Genomic DNA, 16,696 nt, shown 5'->3' with positions numbered 1-16,696 from the left:
GCTAATACACTGAATATAATTAAGCTAATTAATAATTATGATAGAAGTCAGTATTAAGATAAAAAGTCAGTTAGATTTTCAGCTGGTTGTGGCTGGCTATAAAAGTAGCCTTGTGCATCATCACAGCTATTCGCGGTTAAAAAGTCTACCTGCTCTTGAGTTTCAACACCTTCTGCTACAACCTGCAAGTTTAAAGCATGCCCCATTGCGATAATGGCTTTAGCTATCGCGGTGTTATGAGTATCAAGCGGCAGGCCAGCTACAAACGATTGGTCAATCTTGAGCTTATGGATTGGTAACTTTTTAAGATAGCTAAGCGAGGAGTAACCCGTACCAAAGTCATCGATAGAAAGCTCAACTCCCATCTGACCCAGCTTTGCCAAATCTTGGCTCACTAATAATGGGTCTGACATCATACAGCTTTCAGTAACTTCCAATTCAAGGCAGCTTGCAGGTAGGCCTGTTTGCTGGAGAATTTCAGCAACTTCATCAACAAAAGAGCTACGTTGTAACTGCTGCCCCGCCACATTGACTGCAATACGTCCAAAGCTCAATCCAAGATTATGCCAACGTACGCCCTGCTCACAGGCTTTTCGCAATACCCAACGCCCAATATCTTGAATAAGACCAATTTTCTCGGCTAACGGGATAAAGACTGCAGGAGAAATACTACCAAGCACAGGATCAGTCCAACGCAGCAATGCTTCAAAACCGACTACATTGCCCGTTTTAAAACTGAGTTTTGGCTGATATACCAAATGAAGTGCATTTAATTCTAGCGCGTCATGTAGCGCACTTTGTAGCTTTAGCTTTGCCACTGACTCTTGCGTTAATGATTCAGTGTAAAATGCATAATTATTGCGGCCATCATGCTTAGCACGGTGCATTGCCACTTCGGCATTAACAAGCAGTGTACTTGGGTCTTGGCCATCTTCAGGATAAATAGCCACCCCCATACTAGCGGTTAACCTAGCTTGCCCATGGCTACCTAACATAAACGGTTGGTCAAATACCTTTCTAAGCTTGTTAACGCTTAGCAACAACATATCACTGTTTTCAATATTAGATAAGATAACTGCAAACTCATCACTTCCAAGACGAGCGATTGTGGCAAATTTATCTAACCCCAAACTAAAGCGATTGCTAAGCTCCAGTAAAACTTCATCACCAATTGGGTGGCCAAAGCTTTCGTTAATCTGCTTGAATAAATCAACGTCAATGTAAACCAAACCTAAACGGTTTTGGCAGTGAGCAGCCTGTATTAACTCTTGCTTTAAACGGGCATTAAGCCCCATGCGGTTAGGTAGGTTAGTTAACGGATCTTGGCATGCAACTTCGGCTAACTTTTCCTCATTTTGCTTTAGCACTGAGATATCAGAAAACACCGCAACAAAAAAACGAATTTGGTTTTCATCATCGTATACCGCACTGATATTTAATATCTGCGGAAAAGTGGCACCACTTTTACGTCGATTCCAAATCTCACCATGCCATTTACCTTTAGTGAGTAGCGCTGACCATAATTCACTAAAAAAAGCTTTATCGTGTCTACCCGAGTTAAATATCCGTGGGTTTTGCCCTAAAATCTCTTCCTTCTCGAAGCCTGTGATATTTCTAAATGCGCCATGGGCGTCAACAATAGTGCCTTCCACATCTGTGATGATCACCCCTTCGACCGAGTTTTCAAATACCCGAGAGGCCAATTCCAACTGATCTTTTGCGGCTTTATGAGATGAAATATTGCGTGAAATTCCAATAACCCCAGCAAGCTCGCCATCATCATCAATTACAGGCACTTTAGTGGTTTCTAACCACGATTCCACATCGCCAATATCTAGGCCTTCACACTCACCTGCTGAAATTTCTACGCCTTTGTGAATAGACGCTATATCGCTGGCAATAAAATGCTTAGCTAATCTAGGTTCAAACAGCTCATCATCAGTAAAGTTAATGATCTGCTCTTTAGGACGACTCCATGCTTGCTCAACACTCTTGTTTACCAGCATGTAGCGGCCAAAAGCATCTTTGATCCATACATGCTCTCTCATACTGTCAATAAACATCTGTAAGCTTACATCTATCAATTGATGAGTAGCACACCGCCTAAGGTTGTACTCTCGCTTAAACTCACGGTATAGACGGCTTAAATCCTGCGCAAAACTATCCACTGACATTTTTAAAATTCGGCTTATGTCAGCGCTATTATCTTCTGATAGTTGCGGCTCGGCTGCGGCAATAGTAAAACTTGATGTTGGCAGCGCTATTTCAGCTTGAGGACGTAGAGCAGTAGTTGCAGCCTGGCCAATAGCAAGGTAACCAAATAAACTACCTGATGGCCAGTTAATCGGGAATACACAAGCCAGGTGCTCTAATGTGTCAGTCAAGTCAGTCCGATTGATGTAATCATCTACAGCTTGCTGCATAGGACGTCCATTTAAGCGATATAAATAGTCTCGACTGACTTGGCTATTTAATAAAATAAGCCCTGCCTCAGCAAAATTAGCTTCGCTGAGCATGACAAACTGATCGACTTCATTGATTTGAAATAACGCGGCCCCACACTTGGCTATTCGTGCCAGCGTATCTATAGATAGCTGCCAGTCATCCCGTTGTGTTTGCGTTATTTCAATATTAATCACACGATATCCTATTAAATCATTTTATGACTATACATAACCTCTTGTTATCAGTACTTCATTCGCTATGAGTTACCCATAAAAGAGTCTAAAAATCCACTACACACTAGTGTTTTTAACTTTAAAAATAAAGTTCAAAATTACAACATTGTTATAAGAAACCATTAAAAAGCAAGAAATATAAGCATTCACATTAAAAGTCACGAATGAATGACTTAGCTGAGAGTGTTTATTTGCTATAACAAACAATTAATTTGCAATAGAATACACATCCAATCACATTGAAAGTGCAAGATAGCCAAGGTTGGAAGCCGGTTAAAATACAAGGGTATCAGTCTAATTATATTGATAAATATCAAATAAAATCACGACTGTTTTCAAATTAATACAAATAGTGTCCCATACGGATTAATGATCGCTTTAGCTCTTCCCAAAACCGCCAATGAAGCTCATTAGAAAAATAAAATGCCACTTACTCAGTAGGTAATTTAAGGCTGAAAAGTAAAAAGAGCACTGATGTGCTCTTTATACTTGCTAGGTTTTAACCAAAGATTAGGCTGGTGTTGCCGCCTTATCGTCTTCTTCGGCTTGTTGACGTAACAAAGCTGCAGCCTGCTCTTCTTGTTCAGTGATAGCCAACTTATCTTGAGATTGCATCGGAATTGCTCGCGACTGTTCGTTAATCTCATGGATCTGAGATGCATTGCGCAGATCACGCTCACTAGTAATTGCAGCTATCGACTCACGGTCTTTAATAAAGCTCACCACATCGCGGCGAATGCTGTCTAACGACTGCTCGTCCTTATGCATCTCTAAAATATAACGTGGATGCTCTAAGTTTCTCATCCCTGTTGCCGCAAAGGTACTAGATACAGCTTGAGTAACAACAACCCATGGCGTAATGCTTGATCGCACTAAAGTGTTTTCGGAGCGAGTAGAGTCATGTATTCCCGTACCTGTTGAAATGCGTGACTCAGTAAATGTACCTTCTACTTTCATATAGATAAGCTGACTTACGAACTGCATTTCAGCAAAAAACAGGTGCGCACCGTTGGCAAGCATATGCGCAAAAGCACGCAATAAAATCCCCACCAAGGTTAGATGAATAATCGTACCTGACATGTCGCTTAAACTATTTATTTGCTCAGGTGTAGATTGTTCAATAATCACATCCAGCGGCACACCACCAACAAAGTTATATAAATCGACAACACCAAAAGCCAGCCAAACTGTTAGTACTGATGCACAGATAAATAAGGCATTACCTAGAATAAGACTCAGCATGCGCACAGAAGTAAACGCAGGCCCTAAATCCATTGCCTTAAACTTAGGCTGGATCTCTTGCAACATCTCGCCAAAGAAGTTGCCTTTCCCCTCAACTTGCTCATTAAGCTTAGGCTCAAGTTCTTGGTAGACGCGGTTTGGTACTTCTTTATACCGGCGGTTAGCCATCACTAAGTTATCAAGGTTAATGAAAATCTCGTTCGGATGAATTGATTCCTGCCAATTATCTCTAAGCTCTGACACTTCAACTTTAGGATCAGTCAATGCCATACGCTTAAAGATCATCATACTGATCAGCGCCGAGCAAATTATGGCTGCAACAACGATTGCGATAAAGTACGCCCAAGCGTGAAAGTTGGGTAAAAATTGCAGCAATTGCTGTAATTGAGCCATGCTAACACTGGTTACTTGCATGAAGTAAGCAAGACCAGCGGCTAATACCACAGGCAATACAATAGCAGTAGCAATTACCTTAGCTAACTCTTTGGTGCCCATTGATGGAATTTTACGATCGGCACTACGAGCAAGTGCACGACCAGCGGAGCGCCAAACACCTATGAGATAAAGTGTCAGTAAAATAGAGTAAATTGGGAATGCAAACTCACCAATTTCGCCAGCAAATCCAGCCAAAGAAACAAATGCAGTTAAAGCATAAGCGACCAACGCCAAAACAGTTTTTACCCAAGCACCAAACAAGCGCTGCGCCATATTACGCACCGGATAAGGCATAAAGGTTAACTTAGGAAAAATGGTATGCACTAAACGAGCAAGGAAGCCCTGCGGTTCAACAAATGTGGCATTTTTACGGCCAACCAGCATCTCAATTAAGCGCTGTTTGGTATACGCAACATATCCTGACTCTTGCTTCGCAGTGGTCGTTTCAGAACGACTATGGTTGTAAGCTAACGACGTAGGATGATTACGCCCAACAAAGTAACGCAACATGGCAATAATGCCGTTGGTGGTAATTTTAAGACCACCGCCCAATAAAAATAGGCCAAATACCACTAAGATCCAGCCAACAACCGTGTTGTCTCTGACGACAGAAGCTGCTTCTATCAGCAAATAAACACCAAGTACTGTGGTGACTAAGCCACGAATACTTGTAACGGCTCCCTCTTTTTTAAACGGGTTTTTAAGCCCTATGTCGATCGATCCATAATCAAATGCCATCGTCTTACTAACTCCAGATTACATTAACAAATAGTAATACTAAAGTTTACAATAACAACCCAGCAAGAATAAACCCTGTTAATTAAAGCTTTACAATTTAATCACCAGATAAAAATTCTAAAGTAGCTAGCTTAGGGCTGAAAACAAAAAACCAGCCGAATGGCTGGTTTTTATTTTCCTGACGATACAGTTTTACTGTATCGGCCCTGCAAATTAGTTCGCTTGTGGGCGCATTGCTGGGAACAGGATCACGTCACGGATAGTGTGAGTGTTAGTAAATAGCATCACTAGACGGTCGATACCGATACCTTGACCTGCAGTTGGCGGTAAACCGTGCTCTAGTGCAGTGATGTAGTCTGCATCGTAGAACATTGCTTCGTCATCACCAGCGTCTTTAGCATCAACCTGTGCTTTAAAGCGGCTGTCTTGATCTTCAGCATCGTTAAGCTCAGAGAAACCGTTTGCTACTTCACGGCCGCCGATGAAGAACTCGAAACGGTCTGTGATGAAATGGTTGTCGTCGTTACGACGTGCTAGTGGAGAAATATCCGCTGGGTAACCAGTGATGAACGTAGGTTGCATCAACTGTGGCTCAGCAGTTTCACCGAAGATCTCTTCAAGTAGTTGACCACAAGTCCAGAACTTCTCAACAGTCATGCCGATGCTCTTCGCTAGCTCACGCATAAATTCAACGTCTTTAACTTCTTCGTAAGTCATAGACTGGATTGTTGCGTTGTCTGGGTTGTACTTTTTGATCGCATCTAACATGCTTAAGCGCGCGTATGGGCCACCGAAGTCAACTGTGTGCTCACCATATGGAAGTAGTGGAGAACCACAAAGCTCAGTAGCGATAGAGCTTAGCATCTCTTCTGTTAGATCCATTAGATCGTTAAAGTCAGCGTACGCCATATAGAATTCCATCATAGTGAATTCTGGGTTATGACGAGGAGACAAACCTTCGTTACGGAAGTTACGGTTGATTTCGAATACACGCTCAAAACCACCAACCACTAGACGCTTAAGGTATAGCTCAGGCGCAATACGTAGATACATTTCAATATCTAGTGCATTGTGGTGAGTCACGAATGGACGTGCTGAAGCGCCACCAGGGATGCTGTGCATCATTGGTGTTTCAACTTCCATGAACTCTTTCTTAACCATGAAGTTACGGATAGCAGTAACCACTTTAGAGCGCATAACGAATGCAGCACGAGAATCTTCGTTAACGATAAGGTCAACGTAACGCTGACGGTAACGCGTTTCTTGGTCAGTTAGGCCGTGGAACTTTTCTGGTAGCGGACGCAATGCTTTAGTTAGCAATTGGTACTGCTCCATGTTCACGTATAGGTCGCCTTTACCTGAAAGGTGTAGCTGACCAGTCACACCGATGATGTCACCGATATCTAGACCTTGGAATTTTTCTTTAAGATCTTTTTGAACGTCTTTACCTGCGTAAGCTTGGATACGACCGCTCACATCTTGGATAACCAAGAATGGACCACGCTTAGCCATTACACGGCCAGCGATTGAACGTTCAATGCCCATGCCTTCAAGCTCTTCTTTGGTGTTGTTACCAAATTCAGCTTGAATGTCTGCCGCTTTGTGTTTTCGATCGAAGTTGTTCGGGTGACCGTTTGCAGGGCAGTTCGTACGGATGTGCTCTAACTTAGCACGACGTTCTGCAATTAACTTGTTCTCGTCTTGGATTTGTTCAGTCATCTTCTTCTCTCGTTAAAGGCCAGATTTCAGGCTAGCTTCAATAAACTTGTCCAGATCGCCATCTAACACGCTCTGGGTATTTCGGTTTTCAACGCCGGTACGTAGATCTTTAATACGCGCATCATCTAGCACGTATGAACGGATCTGGCTGCCCCAGCCAATATCTGACTTGGCATCTTCGGCGGCTTGCTTATCAGCATTCTGTTTGAGCATTTCTAACTCATACAGTTTTGCTTTTAATTGTTTCATCGCCGAGTCACGGTTTTTATGCTGTGAACGGTCGTTTTGACATTGCACCACAGTGTTGGTCGGTAAATGGGTAATACGGATTGCCGACTCAGTTTTGTTGACGTGCTGACCACCCGCACCTGATGCGCGGTAGGTATCAATTCTTAAGTCCGATGGATTGATATCAATCTCAATCGAATCATCAATTTCTGGGTAAACGAATACCGAACAGAAAGAGGTGTGACGCTTACCTGACGAGTCAAATGGCGACTTACGCACTAAACGGTGTACACCTGTTTCAGTACGCAGCGAACCAAAGGCATATTCGCCAGTAAACTTAACGGTGGCGCCTTTAATACCAGCAACATCACCTGCAGTCACTTCAATCAACTCTGGTTTATAGTCGTGGGCTTCGCCCCAACGTAAAAACATACGCAGTACCATGTTCGCCCAATCTTGAGCTTCAGTACCGCCAGAACCTGATTGAATATCTAAATAACAATCTGATGCATCATGTGGTTTAGAGAACATACGACGGAACTCAAGTTCCTCAAGGCGTTTCTCTAAGCCTTGTAATTCAGCGGTGGCGTCATTGAAGGTTTCTTCATCGTCTTCTTCAACGGCAAGTTCGAGTAATCCCTCGATATCTTCTAGGCCACTGTCCATATCGTCGATAGTCTTAACTACCGCTTCAAGTGCTGCACGCTCTTTGCCTAAGGCTTGGGCGTTATCTGGATCGTTCCAAACCTCAGAGCTTTCAAGCTCTCGGCTAACTTCTTCTAGACGCTCACTTTTAGCATCGTAGTCAAAGATACCCCCGAAGAAGGTCGGTACGGTCGGCGAGCTCCTTGATTTTGAATTTTACTGGATTTACTTCAAACATGATTTAATCAACTTCTTATTTGGCTAAGCGGTCATTGCTAAGCAATAGTGGTTAAATTTCTACTGCTCGACTCTTTACGAGTAAATTACTACAAATAGAAAACCCGCTATTTTAACCCATGCTTCGAATGAAACCTAGCCGCAAAAGACCACAAAATAGCAAATTTATTCAACAATATTAGCTTAAGCCCTAAAAACATACCTTAAAGCTAATAAGCAGAAAATGTAGACCCACCCACTTTCAACAAACATTGCCATTTTAGTGCAGCAGTTCAACTCGCAAGTCAGCCAAGTTGTGATCTTGACCACGCTTAGCCTGACACCATTCAAATGCAAACCTCCTAACTTGGTGCTAGTGATCTGAAAAGGCATATTTTGCAAACTGAAGTAGTTAAATCTAGCCAGCCTATTTGCCCCCATAACGCTTAAAAACTCGCGTGCTAGCAAGCTAGCAGACGAAACCAGCAAAAACGATAAGCCGATCTCACATCAGACCAGCAGCAGCCAGCCATGCGCACACTTCCCGCCATACCTGTGAGCAGGCCAGCAATTTCAGCGCAAATTTAAACCGTGTTATCAGTGTAGAAAAAGGCCACAGGTATACTCCAAGCAATAACGATTTCGCCTAGTCCATTTTCTGCGAATGCTGATGTTGCCAAGTCGCTTTGTAAAGCGATTCAACGCACACAATCAAGCTGCGACCCTATAATTAAAGGCCCATGCGATGAAACAAATAATAATTGATGGCAAAACCCTTTTAGCTAATCAACAAGACACACTATTAGATGTTGCGCTAAATGCCGATATCGCCATCCCCAATTTATGTAAAAGTCCTGCTAGCTCATTAGTGCACGACAGCAAACAGCACTGTAATCTTTGTCATGTTGAGCTTATTGATTGCGACAACAATATTACCAATGTGCGCGCCTGCGATACCCGCATCGGGGATATTGCCGCGCAAAATATCGAAGTCATTACCCAGTCAGCGGCATTAAGTAAGCAGCGCAAAGCCGCGCTGCACAACATTTTGTCAGACCACTTTGCTGACTGTGAAGCCCCTTGCCAAACGGCCTGTCCAGCTGGCGTTGATGTGCAGTCTTACCTGTACCATATCGCCCAAGGCGACCACACAGAAGCAGTAAAAGTCATCAAGCAGACCTTACCTTTGCCACTATCTATTGGCCGTGTCTGCCCAGCTTTTTGTGAAACTGAATGTCGCCGCGGCTTAGTCGATGAGCCTGTCGCGATTCGCCAATTAAAGCGTCACGCAGCCGACTTAGATTTAGAAGGTGAAAATCCATACGTACCGCCAAAAGCGCCAGCGACGGGTAAAAAGGTCGCGATTATCGGTAGCGGACCTGCGGGTATTTCGGCGGGTTATTACTTATCTAATAATGGCCACGACGTCACCATTTTCGAATCTATGCCACAAGCGGGCGGCTGGTTACGTTACGGCATTCCAGAATATCGTTTGCCTAAAGCGATTCTCGATAAAGAAATTGAGCTGCTGTGTAAAAATGGTCTCAACATTGCCACAGATACCCGTCTTGGCCGTGATATTCACTTAAATGGTTTAATCACCGACTTTGATGCTGTCTGCTTAGCGATTGGCGCGCAAAAAGCCGTGCCGATGAACTACCCAGGTATTGAGCTTGAAGGCTGCTACTTAGGTGTGGATTACCTACGAGATTACTGCACAGAGAAGCAATACAGCACCGGCAAAAAGGTAGCTGTTATTGGTGGCGGTAACACTGCAATCGATTGTGCCCGCACAGCCAAGCGCGATGGCGCAGATGTAACATTAGTATATCGCCGTACTCGCGATGAAATGCCTGCAGAACCTTATGAGATCCACGAGGCAGAACAAGAAGGGATTAAGTTCCACTTCTTGACCAATCCGATTGAAAACCATAGCGATGGTAACGGCCGAGTGGCTATGGTCACTTTTGAAATAATGGCACTTGGTGAGCCAGACAGTTCAGGTCGTCGTAGCCCAACACCGACAGGTGAAACCTTTACTGAAGCGTTTGATACTGTGATCCCTGCGGTTTCACAAACGCCAGATATGGACTTCTTAGATCATCCACAGAGCCAGCTTGCCACAGGTGAAGTCGCACTCACTCGTTGGAATACCTTTGAAGGTTGTGAACACACTATGTCGGCTGGTCAGTCTGCCGGCCTTGATAAACTGTTTGTGATTGGTGACTCTCGCACCGGCCCAGCCACCGCAGTTGCCGCCGTTGCCGATGGCCGTAAAGCCGCTGATGCGATTGAAAAACTGCTGAGCCAAGGCCTAACTTGTGAGCTAGTAAAACAGCCGTTCAACTCAACTAAAGCCAAGAAAACAAGCAGCTTAAAATCGATTAAGGCCGACAGCCTTTACCCAGATTCGACAGTCCAAGCTCGAAGCGTCATGCCTGAGCTTGATAAGCTGCAGCGCGCATTAAACTTCAGTGAAGTTGAGCTTGGCTTTGCCGCAGATGAAGCCATGAAAGAAGCAGCTCGCTGCCTTGAATGTGCTTGCCAAGCCAACACCGACTGTAAGCTGCGTGATTACGCCACTGAATACAAAGTTAAAGCCAGCGAGCTTGATATTAGTCAGGCACAGCAATTTAGCGTTGATACCAGTGCGCCATTTATCACCTTTGATGCTAACCGCTGTATCAGCTGCGGTGCTTGTGTTGAAACCTGTAAAGGAGCCAGCGGCCACAATGCGATTTCGTTTGCTAAAGACCATTACCACGCACTACCGACTTCTTGTGCAGGTTCAATTGTCGGTGATGAGCGCAAAGCCCCACGCGTAGGCTTTAGCGCCAGTATGAACGACAGCGACTGTGTACAATGTGGTAACTGTGTACAAGTATGCCCAACAGGTGCACTGGTTGACTCACGAGACAAAACCCAAGGCTTAACACCTGCGCAAAAAGCGCCACTAAAAACGGTATCAAGTATCTGTACCTATTGCGGTATTGGTTGTCGTATCAACCTACATGTTGATGAGCAGAAGAACCAAATTCGCCATGTTAGCGGTGATACATCATCGCCTGTAAATGAAGGGATGCTGTGTGTTAAAGGTCGCTTTGGTTTTGACTTTGTTGGCAGTGATAAACGCCTAACTACACCGCTTATTCGTAAAAACGGCGAATTAATACCAGCGAGTTGGGATGAAGCAATTGCAGTTGTTGCTCAGCGTTTTGCTCAAATCAAGCAAGTATCCGGCAACAAAGCTATTGCTGGTTTATCGTCAGCTAAAGCCACTAACGAAGATAACTACGTTTTCCAAAAGTTCTTCCGTAGCGTACTCGGCAACAATAACGTCGACCACTGTGCGCGACTTTGCCACGCCTCTACAGTAACCGCACTACGTGAAAGCTTAGGTAGCGGCGCAATGACTAACGACATTCCAAGCATTAAAGACAGTGACCTTATCTTTATTCTTGGTTCAGATACTGAAAGCGCCCACCCCATTATTGCCTCGCGTATCAAGCATGCAATCAAAGAGCATGGCGCACGATTAATCGTTGCCGACCCTAAGCGGGTATCGATTGCCGATAAAGCAGAGCTGTATGTGGCGCAGCGTCCAGGCTCAGATGTCATGTTAATCAACGCAATTATGCAGCAGATCATTAAAAATGATTGGCATGATTTAGATTACATTCAAGCTCGAGTTGAAGGTTTTAGTCAGCTATATGATGAAGTGATGAGCCCAGATTACAGCCCTAAAAATGCTGAACTCATCACCGGCGTCAGTGCCAGCGACATCATTAAGATGGCCAAGCTTATCGGTACAGCTGAAAAAACTGCTGTGTATTATGCAATGGGCGTCACCCAGCACACTTCAGGCCACGACAACGTAACTGCAATTTCTAACTTACAGCTATTGTGCGGCAACATTGGCGTTAAAGGCGCTGGCATTAATCCACTACGTGGCCAAAGCAACGTACAAGGCGCTTGCGACATGGGGGCCTTACCAAACTACTTTAGTGGTTACCAAAAGCTTGACGATCCGCTAGTACAAATGCGTTTTCGTGAAGCTTGGGGCAAAGAAGATCTTTGTGCTGACATTGGCTTTTCAGCCACAGAAATGATGCATGCCCTAAGCCATGGAGAGCTAAAAGGTTTATATGTAATGGGTGAAAACCCAGTACTGAGCGACCCTGACCAAAAACATGTATTGCAGGGCTTAGCTGCCGCTGAATTTGTAGTCGTGCAAGATATCTTCTTAACTGAAACTGCTGAACTGGCTGACGTGGTATTACCTGCAGCAGCATTTGCGGAAAAGTTAGGTCACTTTACCAATACCGAGCGCCGTGTGCAGCAGCTACTTCCTGCGGTTAATCCGCCGGGAGAGGCTAAAAATGATTGGCAAATCATCCAGCTTATCGCCAGCAAAATGGGCGAAGATTGGGGTTACCAGAGTGAGAAGCAAATTTGGCATGAAATCACCGATGTCACCCCGCAATATCGCGGTATTACTTGGCGAGTAATTGATAGCGAAACAGAAAATGGCCGCCAAGGTATACAATGGCCTTGCCCTGCCGAAGGTCACCCAGGTACGCCTATTTTACATACTAGCCAATTTACTCACGGCAAAGGCAAAATGCGCGCAGTGCACTATCGTCTGCCAGCAGAAATGCCATGTGATGAGTATCCGCTAATCCTTTCAACTGGTCGTTTACTAGAGCAGTTCCACACAGGCACCATGACCCGCAAAACGGAAGGGCTTAATCAACTTGGTGAAGCAAAAGTAATGATCTCAGTATTTGATGCTGACAAGCTCGAGATCAATAACGGCGATATGCTCAAACTTAGCACCCGTCGCGGCGAGATTGAAATCAAGGCGTTTGTGACTAAACGTGCTCAAGCTGGAGTGTTATTCCTGCCATTCCACTTTGCTGAATCAGCAGCCAATAAGCTGACCAATAACGCGCTTGATCCTGTGGCGAAAATCCCAGAGTTTAAGGTCTGCGCGGTTAAAGCTGAAAAGGTTTTAGCCCAACAAGAACAAGTCGTACTGGTATAAAATAAAATTTAAGCTCGTCTAAAAAAAGCCGTTAGAGCATGCTCTAACGGCCTTTTTATATCTCTCTATTTTATAAAGAAGGTTAGCTAACAAACGCACCGATTAAGGCACCTGCTACACCAAAGCCTGCAACTAAGATAAAGATATTTGGCTTAAAGATTTTAAATAAGCCAAAACCTAACACCACTAACGCCATATCAAGTGACGACAGCACTGCGCTGCTAAAGATAGGCGTATACAACGCTGCTAACAAAAAGCCTACCACACAAGCATTAACAGCGGCTATTGCCCCCGTAACTTGCGGCTTAGCGCTTATTGCATGCCAGCTTTTAAGCGCCACCAGCATCAATAAAAAGCCCGGTAAAAATATAGCTAAAGTTGCTACCAGCGCACCAACCAATGGCTGTTCAATCCAGATCTCGGCTCCTAAGAAAGCCGCCAAGGCAAACATAGGTCCCGGTACTGCTTGGGCTAAGGCGTAACCCGTTAAGAACTGATCATGACTAATACTGTCACCAACGCTTTGCTGCAACAGTGGTAACACTACGTGGCCACCGCCAAATACCATGCTTCCCACTTGGTAAAACTGGCTAAACAATTGGGTAAGGTTAGAGATGCCGCTTTGGGTTGATAAGCTGATGGCCACCAATGACGCTATTAGTAAGCCTGCAAATAAGCTTAACCAAAAGAAGTTCAGCTTAACCGCCTGCTGGGGCTGTTGATTTAACTCATCTGCATTACTAGCAAGATATTTTCGCCCAACCAAAGCCGCCGCAATTAACAAGCTAAACTGCATCAGCATTGAGGGTTGTAGCAAGATAATCACACAGCTAAGCACCATTAGTATTTTGGCTGGTTTGCGCTGGCAAAACTGCTTAAACATAATCCATATTGCGTCGGCTACCACTACAACAGCTAATAGCTTGAGACCATGAATGATGCCTTGAGTAAATGAGTAATCTAGCCACTGACTGCTGGTAACTGCCAACAAAAATAACAAAATAAACGAAGGCAGGGTAAAACCTAAAAACGCCGCTATGCCACCTAATAGACCACCGCGATGATAACCAATAGCAAAGCCAACCTGACTGGAACCAGGACCCGGCATAAACTGACTCAGCGCGACCAGGCTGCCATAGTGTTTATCATCTAACCAATTAAGTTCTTGTACAAAAGTTTGCCTAAAGTAGCCAATGTGCGCGGCAGGGCCACCAAAGGAAACCAGACCGAGGGAGAAGAAACGCAGGAATATTTGAAACATAACCATCCATATATAAGCACCCGAAACAGTGCTCGTAAATTCATTAATTGCAGCACAGTATGACACTAAAGTTACAGTTTAATGAAACCAAACTTTCAGTTACAGAATGCAACATCTTAATCTCTTTATGGATGAGTAATACAAAGGTAACGCCCTACATATTTAAGTTACTCAAGCTGCAACTTATCAAAGTCCGCCAAGGCCTGCCTGTCTCCAATAGTCTGCTCAATCCAGTCAATGACTTCAGTTGCTGTGGTGCGATAAGTGGTGAGTTTACCGCCATAAAGGCTCAGCAAATTAGGATGGCTCGCTTGGTTTTTTTGCAAGGTGTCTCTTGGGCGGTCAAATGCATTACCAGTTTGTTTAGGTAATACTCTTACTCCGCAAAAGCTGTCTACCACTCGCGCTTTTAACGCTTCTACATCACCAAATTCACTAAAGTAATGTTGGTAAATGCCAAGTAAATAGTCAGTTTCAGCTTCGGTGATCTGTGGCTTGCCTGACAGTTGCTCCAGCACAGTTTCTGTAGTGCCGACTAACGTTTGGCCATTCCATGGCATCACAAAAATCACCCGCTGATCGAAACAAGACTCCAAATATAAAATGCCGTCGTTAGCAGGAATATCTAACAGCAAGTGACTGCCTTGCACCCACTCAATGGCTTCTGCAGCGATTTGTGGTTTCACACATGCCAGCACCTCGTTCACCCAAGGACCTGCAGCATTAATTACTGCCAGCGCTTCTACTTGCACAGTTTCAGTCACCGCATTATTACCTGCGGCTTCCACCAACTGATAGCCTACCTTACAGTGTCCTTTATGTTGCTCAATAGTGGTGCACTTTGCGTGCTCAATAATCTGCGCACCGAGCGAGCGAGCATTTTTAATCACAGCCTCGGTTAATAGCTTATCGTCAGTTTGCGCATCCCAATACTGATACAGAGCTTTTAATCCTTGTAGCTTTAAGCCTTTGATTTTCGACCAATGTACTGATGGGATAGATTTAAACTGCCCTAGCGCATCAAATTCACTTAGCAGCGCATACAAGCTCAGCCCGGCTCGGATCGTCCAAGGGCTGCGGCGACTGTTTTCATAAACTGGAATATAAAATGGAATAGGATTAACCAAAGATGGCGCTAATTGCAGTAATGCTTTGCGCTCAGCCAGCGATTTTCTGACCAATGGCAATTGGCCTGATTCAAGGTAACGCAACCCACCATGAATAAGCTTGCTGGAGTTTGCTGAGGTTTGTGCGGCAATAGTGCTCTTTTCAAGTAAAAGCACACTGTATCCTGCTGCAGATGCACACTGAGCAATGCCCGCACCATTAATGCCTCCACCTATAATCACAAGATCGACCGCTTCCATTTAAGCTCCTTAAACAGCTATTTAAAATCAATAACCTACAAATCACATCGATAAAGTAATGCCAGCCCACTCTATTGATGCACCTAACAGATAGACCACTAATTATCTGTTTATGCGCCCATTTTATACTTCAGCTAATAAACCTTGCATGCTCAAACTTAATGCCAGCCAACAGCTGTCTGCCCTTATTTAGAAGCTGTTACTACCTTATATTACGCACCAATCGCAAAAACCGATCGATTAAGCGGTATTCCACTTATTAGCAAAAGAACTCAAATAGCTATTCATTAATAAATGCCTTGTATTAGAAATATTTATAAAACCAATGCTCAAAAAGTCAACATTTTGTCACCTTGTATGCAAATACTTGTCAATATTAATAATTACTCGGCGTCTAAAATATGGCGCTAGCATGCCAGCGAGCGAACTAATAGCTTTAGTTAAAGTAATGAATATAAAGAACATTGCAATTTTGTTACCAATAGCTTAAGTTGCGAACAATTTTTAAATTTCTGCAATGGTTAAATGTAGAAGCGTTTCTAAAAAGATTTTGATGTAATCAAGGATGTGCAAAATGAAATCACTCGCTACTGTTTTGATGTTTTTATCAGGAAGTGCATTTGCACAGTGCGATAACGCTAGTCATGTTTTCGATATTCCTTACGCAAAGAACAGCTCATATTTTGCAGGTCAATATGCCTCTCAACTCGACTCTTTCAGCAGAGTTGCACCGCCTAGTGCAGGTTACTTGTTACTAGAATTCAAAGTCGACCCGAAACAGTTAACAGCTGAAGCAAAGCAATACAATAAGTGGCTTGCAGAAAGACGTATTGAGCGAATTAAAAGCTACCTCAATAAAACAGAATATTCTGCGCCGGTGATCACCCGAATACTCACAGCCAGTAACAGTGTTGATCGCAGCGTGTCAATTACTTGGTGCCCAGACGAGCCAGAAAAATTAGCACTCCAAGTTGCTAGCAAAGACGATTAGAGAGCTAAAGCTATCACTATAGCTGTAACTAGCACCAGCGATGACAAGGCCGAGTATAATCAGACTCCAAACTGCAGCTTAAGTCTGGCAACAGTTCCACAACAAATCAGCGTCCAAGCTCCCCTATACACA

General features: G+C 44.0%; 8 protein-coding genes. 2 read left to right on the top strand and 6 right to left on the bottom strand.

The window, feature by feature from the left end; translation table 11 throughout:
• Positions 1–53: 53 nt before the first annotated feature.
• From L2740_RS16245 to prfB, 4 genes are all read right to left on the bottom strand, one after another.
• Positions 54–2,639: a putative bifunctional diguanylate cyclase/phosphodiesterase gene (locus L2740_RS16245; protein WP_248951153.1), complete on the bottom strand. Its 2,586-nt coding sequence runs from the start codon at positions 2,637–2,639 to the stop codon at positions 54–56.
• A gap of 549 nt (positions 2,640–3,188) precedes the next feature.
• Complete coding sequence (locus L2740_RS16240; RefSeq protein WP_248951152.1) at positions 3,189–5,093, bottom strand: hypothetical protein; 1,905 nt, start codon at positions 5,091–5,093, stop codon at positions 3,189–3,191.
• Positions 5,094–5,306: 213 nt separating this feature from the next.
• Complete coding sequence (gene lysS, locus L2740_RS16235; RefSeq protein WP_248951151.1) at positions 5,307–6,812, bottom strand: lysine--tRNA ligase; 1,506 nt, start codon at positions 6,810–6,812, stop codon at positions 5,307–5,309.
• Between the two features lie 12 nt (positions 6,813–6,824).
• Positions 6,825–7,923 (bottom strand): peptide chain release factor 2 gene (prfB, locus tag L2740_RS16230; RefSeq protein ID WP_248470013.1). Its coding sequence is split into 2 segments (ribosomal slippage): positions 6,825–7,847 and positions 7,849–7,923, totalling 1,098 coding nucleotides; the frame shifts between segments, so codons are not numbered across the junction.
• A 723-nt stretch (positions 7,924–8,646) separates the two neighbouring features.
• On the opposite strand from prfB, the gene fdhF reads away from it, so the two are divergent.
• Positions 8,647–12,945, top strand: a complete 4,299-nt coding sequence (fdhF, locus tag L2740_RS16225; protein WP_248951150.1) for a formate dehydrogenase subunit alpha — start codon at positions 8,647–8,649, stop codon at positions 12,943–12,945.
• A gap of 82 nt (positions 12,946–13,027) precedes the next feature.
• Here the strand turns inward: fdhF and chrA are convergent, their stop codons facing one another.
• Complete coding sequence (chrA, locus tag L2740_RS16220) at positions 13,028–14,206, bottom strand: chromate efflux transporter (protein WP_248951149.1); 1,179 nt, start codon at positions 14,204–14,206, stop codon at positions 13,028–13,030.
• Positions 14,207–14,373: 167 nt separating this feature from the next.
• Positions 14,374–15,573 (bottom strand): glycerol-3-phosphate dehydrogenase/oxidase, encoded by a 1,200-nt coding sequence (locus L2740_RS16215; protein ID WP_248951148.1) that lies wholly within the window; start codon positions 15,571–15,573, stop codon positions 14,374–14,376.
• 574 nt (positions 15,574–16,147) lie between these two features.
• On the opposite strand from L2740_RS16215, the gene L2740_RS16210 reads away from it, so the two are divergent.
• Positions 16,148–16,564, top strand: coding sequence for a hypothetical protein (locus L2740_RS16210; RefSeq protein ID WP_248951147.1), 417 nt, complete (start codon positions 16,148–16,150; stop codon positions 16,562–16,564).
• Positions 16,565–16,696 lie beyond the last annotated feature (132 nt).

The organism is Shewanella pneumatophori (genome assembly GCF_023283895.1).
Classification (GTDB): domain Bacteria; phylum Pseudomonadota; class Gammaproteobacteria; order Enterobacterales; family Shewanellaceae; genus Shewanella; species Shewanella pneumatophori.
This window is presented reverse-complemented; position numbering and strand designations above follow the sequence as displayed.

Excerpts from the sequence above, each read along its gene's own strand:
- fdhF (WP_248951150.1), top strand. The coding sequence starts at position 8,647 with ATGAAACAAATAATAATTGATGGCAAAACCCTTTTAGCTAATCAACAA.
- L2740_RS16215 (WP_248951148.1), bottom strand. The coding sequence starts at position 15,573 with ATGGAAGCGGTCGATCTTGTGATTATAGGTGGAGGCATTAATGGTGCG.
- L2740_RS16210 (WP_248951147.1), top strand. The coding sequence starts at position 16,148 with ATGAAATCACTCGCTACTGTTTTGATGTTTTTATCAGGAAGTGCATTT.
- chrA (WP_248951149.1), bottom strand. The coding sequence starts at position 14,206 with ATGTTTCAAATATTCCTGCGTTTCTTCTCCCTCGGTCTGGTTTCCTTT.
- lysS (WP_248951151.1), bottom strand. The coding sequence starts at position 6,812 with ATGACTGAACAAATCCAAGACGAGAACAAGTTAATTGCAGAACGTCGT.
- L2740_RS16240 (WP_248951152.1), bottom strand. The coding sequence starts at position 5,093 with ATGGCATTTGATTATGGATCGATCGACATAGGGCTTAAAAACCCGTTT.